A 14,357-nucleotide genomic window follows, 5' to 3' on the forward strand; every position below is an offset into this window, starting at 1 on the left:
TTTGCAAAGGCTCGCTGTTCAACGATTTCTGTGGTGCTTACTCGCACTTTTTTTGTTCCGTGGCGGTGGCATTTCTGCACACCTCTTGGTTGCTGAGGACGAAAAACAGCCCTTTCAGGAAATGCATGGATTCAGGGTGCATCCCGACTTTCTGATCGAACCCTTTGCCGATGACAAACTGGCCCATGACATTTACTGCATGACCATCGACCCGCAAGGACGGGTTGTTGTTGCCGGCCCGGGCTACATTCGCATCCTGATCGATGAAGACCAAAACGGCTTAGCAGACAAAGCCATCACCGTTGCCGGCGAGCCTCGCAATGGTGCCCAGAGTCTGGTCTATCATGGGCGAGACCTTCTCGCGGTGGGAGATCGTGGCGTACTTCACTTCGAAGATCGTGATGGTGACGATATTGCCGATGGCCCTGCCAAGGTCTACCTGCAGATCAAGACTGGCGGTGAACATGATGCTCACTCGCTTCAGAAAGGGGCCGATGGCTGGTGGTATCTTCTGGCTGGAAACATGGCCAGGGCCGACAGTCGCTATGTCACGCTCAAATCTTCTCCCATCACCAAACCCGTTCATGGCGTGTGGATGCGGATTCGCCCTGATATGAAAGCCGCTGAGGTTTTGACGGATGGTTTACGTAATGCCTACGACTTTGCCTTTGATCAACATGGCCGGGCGGTCACTTTCGATAGCGATGATGAACGTGACATTTCGCTGCCCTGGTATCGGCCGACCCGCGTGCTTGAGCTGACGCCCACTTTTCATATGGGCTGGGAAAGCAACAGTTGGAAGCGTCCTGACGATTGGTTTGATTCGCCCCGTGTGCTCGCCACAGCAGGCCGCGGTTCCCCCACTGGTGTTCTTTCTTATCAGCACGATGCAATGGGTGAATCATGGCGTAACACATTGTTCCTGCTCGATTGGACCTATGGCCGACTCTTGGCGATACCTCCCCATCAGGTTACAGCAACTGACAAAGATACTCGCCAGGAACCACAGCCCCCCGAATTGATTCTCACTGCAGCACCAGGCTTTGGTTTCGCCCCCACCGATATGGAAGTCGGGCCGGATGGAAGCATTTATATCTGTGTGGGTGGTCGCGGCACACAAGGCGGAATTTACCGCTTACGACCGAAGCAGGCCGTCTCTTCCCCGCAGCCAGACTCGGCGTTATCGCCAGTCGATAAAGCCATGCAGGCGGTTTTGAATGCTCCCCAACCTTTGAGCAGTTGGTCGCGGGCTCAGTGGATTCCACTCGCGCGAATGGCTGGCCGGGAAGCACTTCTGGCGGCAGCGCTGGAGACTTCCAGATCCGATGCCGAGAGAATCCGTGCCATTGAAGCTATGACCGAACTCTATGGCGGGTTGAAAGCCGTCGAACTGCTGAATCTTGTTCCTGATGCTCAAGCCAGTAGGCCTGTCGTGGCCCGGGCGGTCTGGTCCGTCTTCCGTAATGGTGAACTTCCACCGGTCGAGGCGATCCGGAAAGTGATCCCCGCAATACAGCAAGAATCCAAGTCTTCGGCAGGCCGTGATGCAGATAGCCTTGTCGAACAATCTCTACTCGAAGGTTTATTGACAATCGAAGTTTCGCAGATATCGAGTTCTGACTGGAAAGAGTTTTCTCCCGTCATCATCTCCTGCCTGTCTCACTCTCATCGCCTGGTGCGTACTTTGGCAGCACGAGTTGTCGCCAGGGTTCCTGAGGATCTTCTCCCACAGATTGCCAGCGAAGCCGGAAAACGCGGTCCCAAAGCAGCGATCGCGTATGCATTTGGTTGGATCGATCGTACAGATGCTCTGCCAACCAGGCTCGAAAGTTCCGCTGCTTCAGTCGCGTTGAAAGTTCTGGAACGATCCAATGACATCGAAGCTCAACAAGAGGCCATTCGACTTCTGCAAAAAATTCTCGGTGGTGTCGGCGGACCAACGGATGTTCCACCAGCATTTCTCGGATATGTCGCCGGTGCCAATCTCTCGACAGTCGAACGACAGATTGACCAGTTACGAGTTGATCTCGCGAGAATCTACCTGAGTCGCACATCGGGCAATCAGGTCGAACTGGAACGAGTTCTCGCGATGATCGAACTCGCGCACGAACCTGTCCTCACCAAACTCCTCAGCCAACTGAGTGAAACCTCGAACCCGATCGACGATATTCACGTGCTTGCGGTTTCCGCCTGTATGCGAGTCGCTCGTACCAGTAGCCATCGCGAAGCAATTATCAGCGCGTTTCTTGATCTTGATCGAAAGATCATGGAACGCAAACTCCCTCGCGATACTTACTGGAATGACCGCATCCGCGACATTTATCTGGCCCATTGTGCTATTGATGAAATGCTGCCCGTCGTGATGGCACAGCACCCCAAACTGGGCAGGTCTCACCATGTACTCTACCTGAGCAAGTTCCCCGGAGAGTTGTTTGGAATTGCCCTCGGTGGTTTTGTGAAGCAGATCGAAACGGATCCCGATTATCTGTGGACGGGCGATGTGCTCTTCCTTCTTGCATCTGCGAATGACGCCAAGCTTCGAGAACTCATTAGAAAGCAGGCTCAGGAATTTCGATTGAAATCTCCTGCCACGATTGCACTTTCCGAACATCCTGAAGAAGCCGAGCGATCACTTTTTGTGGAGGGATTGGCCTCCCCGCAACGGGAAGTCTATACAGCTTCGATTCAGGCCTTGGGGCAACTCACTCCAACGACTGATGCCGCAACACAACTGGCACTTTTTACGATCGCACGCCGATTGAATACAGATGCTCAGGAATACCGCTTGCGTGAGCAGGGAATTGGTCTTCTGGAGCGGAATCTCCAGCACACCGAAAACTCCTTCGTTAAAGGGGAAGCTGGCTTTGTTCCGCAGACAGAAGCTCTGGCGGCCTGGGAACGATACCTGTCTCGTCTCTATCCAGAGGGAATGGCGAGTCTGGCGGGGATTGGTCAAGCAGAGCAGAAGACGCTGATAGAAAATTGGCAGCTCGCCCGCACTCTCGCTGGCGATTCACAGCGTGGGGCAATCGTCTTCCGCAATCGAACATGCCAGCAATGCCATTCTGGCGCAGGGCTTTCGACATCCAGTGCTCTGGGCCCGCATCTGGCAGGTGCTGCGAAACGTTTCACTCGAGACGATCTGCTGATCGCGATGATTGATCCCAGTCGTGATGTTTCCTCAAGGTATCAGGCCACGCTCATCGAGCATATCGACGGACGGACACTCACAGGCATGATTGTCTATGAATCGACCGATGGCCTACTCATGCGAAATGCCACTGGGCAGGTCTTTCGTGTGGAATCGAAAGAGATCGAGAATCGCCGTCCACTCACGACATCTCTGATGCCAGTCGGCTTACTCAATGGCGTCTCAGCCCAGGATCTCGCCGACCTGGAAGCCTATCTGCAGCTGACTGAATAGCCGGCTGCATCTCCCCACGCAAGAGCCTTTATGAAAATGCCCGGTTACTCTCAGGTTGGATGACAGGCACAAAACATCCGTTTTCTGATTCTCACTGCATCAACTTTTTCTGTAATTCCATGACTGTGAGTCGTTCTGCATCATTTTCCGGCAGTAACTTCAAATATCGATCGACGAGTTGCCGCGCAGCGATCGTGTCACCAGATGCGAGAAACACCTGCGCTAATCTCAGCAACGTAGGCAGCCCGCCAGTTTTAAGTTGTGACCCCGCTCCAGGTGCAGCCAATGCCTGATTTACAATCAGCCTGGCCAAAGCAGCATCCTGCTCTGCAGGAATCTCTCCATGGGTCAGTTGCCATGCATACTCCTCAACGATTGAAAGTTCGAGCGGGAGCTTCTGATGGGCGAGCCGCATCGTCTCCAGTGATCTGCCGGGCTGGCCATGCTGCAAGTACCACTGAGCAAGATTCTTCCAACCTTCGGCCATGAGAGGCGATTTCTGAGTGGCCATCTGAAACGCTTCCAGTGCCTCCCCGGGTCTGTTGACTTGCATCAGACAAATCCCCAGATCCGACCACGACTGCCCATTCAATGGTTCAATCGCCGTCGCTTTGCGAAGTTGCGACTCGGCCTCTGAAAACTTGCCTTGCCGGATCAGGAACGCACCGTAATCGCCCGCCAGCGAAGTATCTTCTGGAAAGCGTGCGACTCCCTCCGCAAAGGTCTTCTCAGCTCGACTCGGCTCATTGAGACCCAGGAACATCATGGCCATCAAGCGATGGAACTCAGCATGTGGGTCAAGACGTTTGTTGAGTTCGTCGCACTTATCACGGACGTCCGAAAACTGCTGAAGCCGGATCTTCGCTGTCATCCAGTTGAGCAGATTCGTGTCCAGGATGGGATCCTGCCGGTAAGCTTCTTCAATATGCACCAGAGCGATCTGAATGTCACCTCTTTGCAGCAACAATTTTCCCAGATTGGCCTGTGCGACAGTCGCATTCGGATTGGCTTGGACGGTCGCATTCCACAATGTCCAGACATCCTTGTAGATCTCGGTCTGCGAACGGGAAATGAACGCGAGTAACATCACGATCAATCCCATCCCCAGCAGGGGCACGACGCTCGGCCATTGGAAGCGTCTCGCAGCTGCTTGCCAGGCAAGTGTTAAGCCGGCACCTCCCAAAGCCATGATCCCTAAGCTCGCCAGATAGGCGAAGTGATCGGCAACATAAGAGAATCTCATGGGGTAAACATTGAAAAAGCCTAGCGCCGGAAACAGCGTGCCAATAAAGTACGCAATTCCGACAAACGTTCCTCGGCCAAGTTGTCTTCTAAAAAGTAACGTGCCGAGCAAAACTCCCAGCGTGGCCACAGGGTACAGCCATTGAAGGGGCTGGGAGGCATCGATGGACCACTTGGGGTAAATGAAAATCAGCGTTTGCGGCCACACAATCTGAAATGCATAGAACCAGGGAATTCGGCCTGCGAGGACAAGTCGATCCCAGAAACTCAAAGGCACATATTCGAACGTTGCGCCCACATGGGTCACTTCCAGATAAGCCGTGAGTATGCCCATGGAAATCCCCAGCACAAAGAACGGTGCAGTAACTTTCACATCCCGCCAGGTCAGCCTGCCGCGAACTCCCCACGCCACGAGCAGTGCTGCGGCAGGAAGTGTGCATGTCACCGTCTTGCTGAGCAATGCTGCCAGAAACAGGACCAGAGCCAGCATCCATTTCTTCCAGAAAGATTCGACTCCAGAATCGATCGGCACTTGTTGTCGCGTGACGTCCTTTTTCTTGGGAAGCACCCCCAGGCACTCAAGCAGTGGTGTTGCTGCTAGGAAATAGAACAGTCCCGAAAGCACATTCTTCCGTTCGGTGATCCAGGCCACCGATTCTACATGCAGCGGATGGACAGCAAAGAGTAACGCAATCAACCAAGCACCCGGTACTTGCAAACGAACCAGCAGGCGGCCAATCAGAACACTGGTGATGGCATGGAGGAAAATGTTCGTTGCGTGGTAGCCGACTGGCCATAAACCCCACAGGTGGTACTCGATCCAGAAGGTTGTGTGAACCAGCGGATAGTACTGTGGTGTACTCTCGGGACTGCTCCAGATGAGCCACAACCCCTGCCATGTTCGCAAAGTCTTGTTCTGTTCAACATAAGCGTCATCATCCCAGATGTAGCCGCAAGCCAACCCCTGGCCATGAGCGAAAATCGTCGCAACAACTATGAGTAGCACCCATACCCAGAGGCGATAACTGCTTTGAACATCACCGGCCAGGCTGCCCGATGGTTCAGATGATGTTCTAGGTAGCTCTAGAGAACTCTTGCGCGTATCAAAGGTTTCACGAGTCAAAGTCATCAGATTTCAATCGCATCTTTCCAGTATGATCCAGGCCACACAGGCTGCCGCACATCTGCTTGAAATCGGGTGATTCTTGAATTCCCTGATGTGCTTTGCCTGGGAAGAGTAGAACTCTGATCTGTGAAGAAATGATGAGAAACCCGTCCTGGCGTTCATTTGATAGCACAGAAAACCTGTTGATTGTCACACGCCAAGGCATTTTGGCTGTGGTCATCATTTGGGCATCAGTTTCAGTCGGCAGTTTGCATTCCCAAAATGGCGTTTTCACTCAGTTTTGAAGATGTCATCTGATTTTCGATGGTTTTCTGGTACGCTTCACGCGGTAAGATTTGCCTGCTGAATGCATGAAGTGTAAACCTCATGGATTCATGGGTGGCTGACAGATAAAAAATCAACGAAGGAAACTGGTTTCATGGGTCTGCATCAATTGGCTGGCAAGAAAGCCCCCACTGAAATTCTTGTCGATATTGACCGCCTCTTGCAGGATTACCATGACCGCCAGCCTGACTTAAGCGATCCTGCCCAGCGGGTCTCCTTTGGAACCAGTGGACATCGGGGAACTTCCCGAAACGGATCGTTCACCGATGCACACATCGCTGCAATCACTCAAGCGATCGTCGAATATCGGACGGCTCAAGGAGTCACGGGCCCGCTTTATATGGGCCGCGATACACATGCCCTCTCGACACCCGCACAATTGACGGCCATCGAAGTCCTCGCCGCCAATGGCGCCACGACGGTCATTCACGCCAAGAATCGTGCCACTCCCACGCCAGTCATTTCCCATGCGATTCTCACTCAGAATCGTGGGCGAAGTTCCGGTCTGGCGGATGGTGTCGTCATCACGCCATCCCACAATCCTCCCGAAGATGGTGGCTTCAAGTACAACGGAACTAATGGCGGACCTGCAGATACCGATGCGACCTCTGTCATTCAGGATCGGGCAAATGAGATTCTTTCCAGTGGCCTCAAAGCCGTAAAGCGGATCTCTTTATCATCCGCCATGGCGTCTGGTCATGTGACTGAAGTCGATCTCATCACTCCCTATGTCAACGATCTGGGGAGCATCATTTATATGGACGTCATTCAGAAAAGCGGCCTCTCGATTGGTGTCGATCCCCTGGGAGGATCATCGCACGATTACTGGGCTCCAGTCGCGGAAAAGTACGGCCTGAATCTGCAGGTGGTGAATCCCATCATCGATCCGCAATTTGCCTTCATGACGGTCGATCATGATGGAAAAATCCGTATGGATTGCTCCAGCCCCTGGGCCATGGCCAGCCTCGTTTCGTTGAAGGACAAATTTGGCATTGCCTTCGCCAACGATCCCGATGCGGACCGCCACGGCATTGTCACACCGACGGGTGGACTGATGAACCCCAACAGCTACCTCGCCGTTTGTATCCAGTACCTCTTTAAGCATCGCCAGAACTGGAAGTCCACAGCGGGTGTCGGAAAAACACTTGTTTCCAGTGCGATGATCGACCGTGTCGCGCATGCTCTGGGACGCAAACTCGTCGAAGTCCCTGTCGGTTTCAAGTGGTTCGTCAGTGGACTTTTCGATGGCTCCCTCGGTTTTGGTGGTGAAGAAAGTGCCGGTGCCAGTTTCCTGCGAAAAGATGGTTCGGTCTGGTCGACCGATAAAGATGGTCTGATTCTCGGTTTACTGGCCGCAGAAATCACCGCCACGACTGGCAAAGATCCGAGTCAGCATTTTGCCGAACTGGCGGCGAAATTTGGCTTGCCCGAATATACACGCATCGATCAACCAGCGACGCTCGAACAGAAGTCGATCCTCAAGAAACTCTCTCCCGAGGATGTACAGGCCACGACATTGGCTGGCGATCTCATCACGCAGCGTTTGACTTCCGCACCTGGTAATCATGCTGCGATCGGTGGCCTGAAAGTCGCGACTGATTTCGGCTGGTTTGCCGCCCGCCCATCCGGTACAGAGAACGTCTACAAGATTTACGCCGAGAGCTTTCGCGACAAGCAACATCTCGATCGAATTGTCAGCGAAGCCCGCGAGATTGTCTCGGCTGCCTTGGCCAAGGCATAAAACGTGGGCACTTGTCATTCGTGACGAGTTGTAAGTTCGATGGATTCGAATCAGCCCTGCCAGTCAGATATCACATGGACAGTTCAATCCGTCTGGTGAATGGGCACTGTCTAATAAGTTTTTGAGGAACTACTGATTCATGGATCGTGCGAGTGGTGTGCTGCTGCATCCGACATCATTTCCCAGTCGTTTTGGTACGGGAGATCTCGGTCATGAGGCCTATCAGTTTGTCGATTGGCTGGCTGCTGCCGGCCAATCGTACTGGCAGGTCCTCCCACTGAATCCTGTCGATGCCGGTTATTCTCCTTATCAAAGTCCCTCTTCGTTTGCTGGCAATCCGCTGCTCATCAGCCTGGAAAAGCTGGTTGACGACGAACTTCTCACGCGAGAGGAACTCGATCAGGCAGCGATTGCCGGCGCCGATGGGAGTGGCAGTGCCAGCTTTGAACTGGCCTTCGAGCGGAAAATGCCATTGCTGCACCGCGCTGCGGAACGGTTTCATCAGCTTCATGAAGACCACGAACTTCGAGTGGCATTTCGAACATTCTGCAGTGCGCAAGCAGGCTGGCTCGATCAGATGGCCTTGTTTGAAGCCCTGAAAGGTGCCAATGCAGGCCGCCCCTGGACGACCTGGACACATCTCGTCGATCATTGGCATTACCCTGGGCCCGAAGCCATCACGGTTCTTCAAGAGCCCATCTTCGTGGCCAAGTTCCAGCAGTTCATGTTCTTCAGGCAGTGGAACGAATTGCGTGCCTATGCCCGAAATAGAGGCATTCTCATCATTGGCGATGTCCCAATTTATGTCGCTCACGACAGTGCCGACGTCTGGTCGAATCGTCGCTTCTTTCAACTCAACGAAGCCGGGCAGGCTCTGCAGGTCGCGGGCGTACCTCCGGACTACTTCTCGGCCACTGGTCAACTCTGGAACAACCCGGTCTACGATTGGCGAGCACTTGAAGAAGACGAGTACCGCTGGTGGGCCAGGCGATTACAAGCCGTTATGGAAGCGGTCGATCTGGTACGGCTGGATCATTTCCGAGGGTTTGAAGCCTATTGGTCAGTTCCCGCAGGCCATGAGACGGCCGAGCAGGGTACATGGGTCCCCGGGCCGGGGCATCGCCTGTTTAATGCTCTCAAGTCGCAACTGCGAATACCCGAAGGGATGACACGCCTCCCGATTATTGCGGAAGATCTCGGCACCATTACTGCTGAGGTTGATGAACTGCGCCTTGCCTATGGTTTACCAGGGATGAAGGTGCTCCAGTTCATGATTGCCGAGAACGATCCTTTCCAGCCTCAAGAATTTCCTCCCGAATCGATTTGCTACACAGGGACTCACGATAACGACACCACGGTCGGTTGGTTCCAGTCACACGTGGCGCCCTTTGCCGATCGCTTCGATCGCCTGCGTCAACGAATCGAATTCTCGAGTGAAGACATTGCGTGGGATCTGATTGCCGTGGCCTGGAAGAGCCGGTCGAATATCGCAATTGCACCCCTTCAAGATCTCCTTTCTCTCCCGGCTGCGGCCCGCATGAATACTCCAGGAACTTTTGGCGCTTCAGCTCGTAACTGGATCTGGCAATACGAACCCGGTGTGCTTACAAAAGACCTTGCTGATCGTTTGCATCGACTGACTATGGCCAATCATCGTTTCCTTGGAGATCGCCCGCCACAATTCTAGGTTCTTCAGCTAGGATTCTTGTTGGCAAATATCTTGACAAGCTGTCTCCTCGATCCAAGGAAGTCCCATGAGTTCACTGCCGATCCATCCTTTTGATCTCGCACCTTCTGGCGACCTCGCTGCCAGAACCGCCGCCGAGAAGCAGGAAGCGAACCATGTTCACGCATCGGTTTGTTCCCCAGGTTGCCCGGTTTGCGGTGGTCAACTGATAGAAATCCGGCATAAACTCATTTGCTCGCAATGTCATGCGATCTGCGAAACCTGTTGTGAAGGAGGGCGCGGCTGAGGTTCTTTTTTCCCACAGCCATTGAGGATCGTCCCATCAGCCTATTTGAGTATTCTGTTGCTGAATGTGGGCACATCAATCATTTCGGAACATTCAGGAAATGGAACTTCGCGAGTTTGCGGAACAGGTACTGAAGTCACCTTCGTGCATGCAGAAAATTCAGCCCGTTCGGGAACAATTGACCGATCAGGCTCCTGGCATGGCCGAAAAACTCACACTTCCCGCTCGCGAAGAGAAGCTCACTTTCGGTGCCCGGAGGACGGCACCACCCATGCCGGCCATTCCTCGATTTTCTGAACCTGCTCAACGTGCAATTGCCCATCACATTATGGCCAATCATGAATTGCAGGCACTCGAAGTCATGGCGTGGGTATTGCTCGCATTTCCCGAGGCACCTACTGAGTTTCGTCTGGGGCTGGCGGAAGTCATGAAAGACGAACAGCGGCACACCCGCATGCACATGGAACGCTGTAAAGCTCTCGGGATCGAGTTTGGATCGCTACCCGTCAACTCGTACATCTGGCGGCAGGCCATGACCTTCACATCCGTGATGGATTACCTGGCTGGACTTCCTTTGACATTCGAAGGCTGCAATCTCGATCACAGTCTGGAACTCGAAGACGTTTTTCAATCGGTTGGTGATCTCAAAAGTGCAGCCATCATGCGCCGCATTCACGAAGACGAAATCGAGCACGTGCGTTTTGGCCTCGAATGGCTCCGCAGACTCAAGCCACCCACAATGACCGATTGGGAAGCGTATGAAACGCATCTGCACTTTCCCATGAGGCCGTCCAAATCGGTCGGTCACCAACTCGATGAGGCTTCAAGATACAAAACAGGGATGGATGAAGAATTCGTATCGAGGCTCAAAGCCACTCATACAGGGTCGATTCGAAAGTAAAGCCTTCCAAGCCTTGAGAGCCCCTGTGTGCCATGTGCATGCTCACTTAGCTCGCGTCCTCCGCGATCCGCGATGAGGCTTTCAATTGACGATTCGTTTCAGCATCGAGCTTCATGCAAAACATCATGATCTCATGGTGCTTGTCGCTGATTTCACTGGCTGAGAAGGGGCGTTTTGAGACATTTTCACTCCTTTGCAAATTGCGTTTGCTTACTCAGGTAGCCAGAATCACATCATTTAACTCTGATTTGAAGTCGGCATCAGACATTTGAATGAATTGCCGACCTTTGACAACAATCCTCGCTGATGTGAAATCTTTGAAAGACCATTCATGAGCCATGACCCGCTGGCTGCATCTCAGGCCAATTCGGATTCGTCTCGATCGCAAGACTGGGGCAAGTGGATGGCTTTGACAGCCGCACTCCTGGGATGGATGTTCGACGGCGCTGAAATGGGTGTCTTTTCGATGGTGGGCCGCCGGGCGGTTCAGGATCTGTTGGGCATCCCGCTCATTGCCACCAAAGAACAGGAGGCGTTGATTGGCCCTGTTTTCGGAATGATCATCGCCGTCTTTCTCGTGGGAGCAGCGACTGGTGGTGTGCTGTTTGGCTGGCTGGGTGATCGCGTCGGACGAGTGCGTGCCATGAGTCTTTCGGTGCTCACGTATGCCATTTTCACAGGACTTTGTGGTTTCGCCCAGACTCCCTTGCAACTGGGGGTGTTGAGGTTTATTGCAGCACTGGGGATGGGTGGCGAATGGTCGCTGGGGGTCGCACTCGTCATGGAAGTCTGGCCCAATCGTTCGCGGGCACTCATGGCGGGGCTCATTGGTGCTGCTGCCAATGCGGGCTATTTTCTTGTTGGTATTGTCGGAATTCTGCTCACCCAGGTGATTAAGTCGCTGGAGAGCGGCCTGTTGTGGGCGGGCTTACCGGAAGCGACCGTCCAGATGCTGGTGGCCTATGATGGTTGGCGGATCATGATGATGCTCGGCACATTACCCGCTGTCCTGACATTCTTCTTTCGCATCTTTGTCCCTGAATCTGAACGCTGGCTGGAGGAGAAAGCTGGTGGCAGTACGGCCTCCATGTCCTCTGTGGATCTATGGGGAGTTCTCATCGGCACTGCCGGCCCGGCACTCGTGATTGCCATGTGTGTTATGCCGGGAATCATCATGCCGCTCCGGATTCTCGGGATCGTAGCGGGTGTGGTGATTGCTGCAGGGGGCTTTCTGTTCCCTGCGATTCGGTTTGTGCAGCGGGATCGTGCTTTAGGGCGAGTCCCACTGTTGCAGTTTCCGATTCAACGAATGCTCCTGGGTGCTGGCCTGAGTGGAGTGGCACTCCTGGGTACCTGGGGCTCCACACAATGGGCCATGGCCTGGGCCGGTCAACTGACACAAGGGATTGATCGCACTGATCTGGGTCTGTTGTGGCAGCATCCCAAAGAGTACACCCAACTCACCACCTCGACCGGAGCGATTGTGGGGACCATTCTGGCCGCTTACTTTGGCAATCTGCTGGGGCGACGTGTGAGCTATTTTACACTTTGTATTTTGTCGCTGTTCTCCGTCCTGGGTTTCTACCAATTGCAAAACCAGTATGGCCCAATGTTTCTGTTCACCTCATTTATTCTCGGAGTGATGACGGCGTCCTTCTATGGCTGGCTCCCCCTCTATCTGCCGGAACTTTTCTCGACGAGGCTGCGTGCGACAGGCCAGGGTTTTGCTTTCAATTTCGGGCGTGTCATCGCTGCCATTGGAGCTCTCCAGATCGGTTCATTGCTGGCACTCCTTAAGGACGTGCAGACTCTTGCGGGTGTTCAAGGAGGATATGCCGTCGCGTGCAGTGTCATCTGTCTGGTCTACATCGCAGGTGCGATCCTGATCTGGTTCGCTCCCGAAACCAATGGAAAAGGACTTCCTGAGTAGCCTGAATGGTGCGGGTTGAATGTCTTTTTGCGATTCCTTCGTCGCAGGTGGCATCATTTCCGAGAATTGTCGTCCAGACTGACAAATGAAAAAAAGTTCGCGTCTGCTGCTGATTCCGGCGTAACCAACCCCAATGACGGCACAAATGTGTTGTAGAGTCACCTATCGAAGAATGATGGCTCTGTTCATGTTCTGAAACATTGGTAACCAATCGGTCTGATTCCTTTCATTTCCCACAGTTTTGTTATTGTAGACATTCACTCGGCCATCTCAGTTGTGAAGCCAGAGAATCTGGAATGCATCGCGAGAAACGTGAGTGTTTCGAGTGAGAAATCCCATCCGGTTGACTAAGAAATCGAAATTCACACGCGACCCCGGTTCTTTGAAGCGGAATATAACAAAGCAGTTTTTATGAACCTTGCCACATGCTGGACATTACTGCTTTCTGGAATTCGAACTCCTCACCACCATGAGTCGTCTTGGCGTCTTTGCTGCGGTATGGTTGGCTTACTGCTGTTGGCAGATCGATGTCTTGATGTTGCGGGTCAGCGGCTCGCAATTGCTCAGGACGGAGCGAATCAAGTCAGCTCCAGCAAGCCGATCCCCGGTTGGGAAGTGACTCCAGAGAGCGAAGCAGCACTTCAGAAAGGGTTGGCCTGGCTCGCTCGAAATCAGGGGACCGAAGGAAACTGGGAGTCGGAAGATCTTGGTCTCGTGGGTCTCGGCGGTCTCTCGTTTCTAGCGGCAGGTCACCTGCCACAGCGGGGGCGGTATGGGGATACCGTTGATCGCGCATTCAAATATGTGCTCAAAAAAGCCAAACCTTCGGGGCTTCTCAATTCCGCCGATGCCCAACGCGATATGTACAACCACGGGCTCGCTGCTTTTGTGCTTGGGCAGGCCTACGGCATGACTGGCGACCCGCAAATTGGCCGCGTGCTCGATAAGTCTTTAAGGCTGATATCGAATACCCAGTGCGAAGACGGGGGATGGGATTATCGCGCCAAAAGGCAGCAGCATGGCCATGATCTGAGTCTTGTCGTGATGCAGGCCAAGGCACTTCGAAGTGCTGTCGATAGTGGTTTCGAAGTGCGGAACGATGTCGTTCGCCTTGCGATACAGAGTGTGCGAGATCATTACAAAGCCGAAAATGGTGCTCGTGGCTTTGATGAAAAAGCTCAGGAAGGGCCTGGTCAGTTCACTTACGATGGGAATCGCACCACGCTCGCGATGGCTGCTTGTGGAGTTGTTTGTCTACAGGAGTTTGGCCAATACGACGACTGGCGGATTGCCAAGAACATGGAACAGATTTCGAAAGAAGTCAGCCGCATTCGCCCCAATCGTGGTAGTGGTGAAGTCCCTTTTGATGCTTACACGCTCTACTACGTCGGACAGGCGATTTATCAGACAGGTGGAGCCGACTGGCAGAAGAATTATCCTGCACTTCGAGATTATCTCGTCGCTTCCCAGGTCAAGCGTCCGGAGAATCCCGGTGAAGATGGCAGTTGGCGCGATACCCGCTGGGTGCATGGCAAGCAGGGGCAACTCTATGGGACAGCCGTCGCCTGCTTTATTCTGGCAATGCCCAATCGATATCTCCCGATTCTCCAGGAAGGGAAGATCGAAGGTTTGAAAGATCAGTTATCCGGGCCACCTGCGGCGAACAAACCTCGTTAGAACCCGCGACGATTGCAGA

Annotated in this window: 8 protein-coding genes; 7 read left to right on the top strand and 1 reads right to left on the bottom strand. The window is 53.5% G+C overall.

Features of this window, described 5'->3' with window-relative positions; all coding sequences use genetic code 11:
* Positions 1–121 precede the first annotated feature (121 nt).
* Positions 122–3,424 carry a DUF7133 domain-containing protein gene (locus PLIM_RS07275; RefSeq protein WP_449300679.1) on the top strand — a complete coding sequence of 1,101 codons (3,303 nt, stop codon included), beginning with the start codon at positions 122–124 and terminating at the stop codon, positions 3,422–3,424.
* 91 nt (positions 3,425–3,515) lie between these two features.
* Here the strand turns inward: PLIM_RS07275 and PLIM_RS07280 are convergent, their stop codons facing one another.
* Positions 3,516–5,795, bottom strand: a complete 2,280-nt coding sequence (locus PLIM_RS07280) for a tetratricopeptide repeat protein (RefSeq protein WP_013109673.1) — start codon at positions 5,793–5,795, stop codon at positions 3,516–3,518.
* 415 nt (positions 5,796–6,210) lie between these two features.
* On the opposite strand from PLIM_RS07280, the gene pgm reads away from it, so the two are divergent.
* The 6 genes from pgm (at position 6,211) to PLIM_RS07310 (ending at position 14,338) form a co-directional block, all read left to right on the top strand.
* Positions 6,211–7,857, top strand: coding sequence for a phosphoglucomutase (alpha-D-glucose-1,6-bisphosphate-dependent) (gene pgm, locus PLIM_RS07290; protein WP_013109674.1), 1,647 nt, complete (start codon positions 6,211–6,213; stop codon positions 7,855–7,857).
* A gap of 139 nt (positions 7,858–7,996) precedes the next feature.
* On the top strand, positions 7,997–9,544 hold the full coding sequence (gene malQ, locus PLIM_RS07295) for a 4-alpha-glucanotransferase (RefSeq protein WP_013109675.1): 1,548 nt from the start codon (positions 7,997–7,999) through the stop codon (positions 9,542–9,544).
* A 67-nt stretch (positions 9,545–9,611) separates the two neighbouring features.
* On the top strand, positions 9,612–9,830 hold the full coding sequence (locus tag PLIM_RS23635) for a hypothetical protein (protein WP_013109676.1): 219 nt from the start codon (positions 9,612–9,614) through the stop codon (positions 9,828–9,830).
* Positions 9,831–9,930: 100 nt separating this feature from the next.
* Positions 9,931–10,731 (top strand): ferritin-like domain-containing protein, encoded by an 801-nt coding sequence (locus PLIM_RS07300; RefSeq protein WP_013109677.1) that lies wholly within the window; start codon positions 9,931–9,933, stop codon positions 10,729–10,731.
* Between the two features lie 331 nt (positions 10,732–11,062).
* Positions 11,063–12,661 (top strand): MFS transporter, encoded by a 1,599-nt coding sequence (locus PLIM_RS07305; protein ID WP_013109678.1) that lies wholly within the window; start codon positions 11,063–11,065, stop codon positions 12,659–12,661.
* A 411-nt stretch (positions 12,662–13,072) separates the two neighbouring features.
* Positions 13,073–14,338: a prenyltransferase/squalene oxidase repeat-containing protein gene (locus tag PLIM_RS07310; RefSeq protein ID WP_013109679.1), complete on the top strand. Its 1,266-nt coding sequence runs from the start codon at positions 13,073–13,075 to the stop codon at positions 14,336–14,338.
* The last annotated feature ends 19 nt before the right edge of the window (positions 14,339–14,357 follow it).

The sequence above is a fragment of the Planctopirus limnophila DSM 3776 genome, from assembly GCF_000092105.1.
In the GTDB taxonomy this organism is placed as follows: Bacteria; Planctomycetota; Planctomycetia; order Planctomycetales; family Planctomycetaceae; genus Planctopirus; species Planctopirus limnophila.

What these genes read in the sequence shown, in the direction of transcription:
- PLIM_RS23635 (WP_013109676.1), top strand. Translation starts at nt 9,612, where the DNA reads ATGAGTTCACTGCCGATCCATCCTTTTGATCTCGCACCTTCTGGCGAC.
- malQ (WP_013109675.1), top strand. Translation starts at nt 7,997, where the DNA reads ATGGATCGTGCGAGTGGTGTGCTGCTGCATCCGACATCATTTCCCAGT.
- PLIM_RS07280 (WP_013109673.1), bottom strand. Translation starts at nt 5,795, where the DNA reads ATGACTTTGACTCGTGAAACCTTTGATACGCGCAAGAGTTCTCTAGAG.
- pgm (WP_013109674.1), top strand. Translation starts at nt 6,211, where the DNA reads ATGGGTCTGCATCAATTGGCTGGCAAGAAAGCCCCCACTGAAATTCTT.
- PLIM_RS07305 (WP_013109678.1), top strand. Translation starts at nt 11,063, where the DNA reads ATGAGCCATGACCCGCTGGCTGCATCTCAGGCCAATTCGGATTCGTCT.
- PLIM_RS07310 (WP_013109679.1), top strand. Translation starts at nt 13,073, where the DNA reads ATGAACCTTGCCACATGCTGGACATTACTGCTTTCTGGAATTCGAACT.
- PLIM_RS07275 (WP_449300679.1), top strand. Translation starts at nt 122, where the DNA reads ATGCATGGATTCAGGGTGCATCCCGACTTTCTGATCGAACCCTTTGCC.
- PLIM_RS07300 (WP_013109677.1), top strand. Translation starts at nt 9,931, where the DNA reads ATGGAACTTCGCGAGTTTGCGGAACAGGTACTGAAGTCACCTTCGTGC.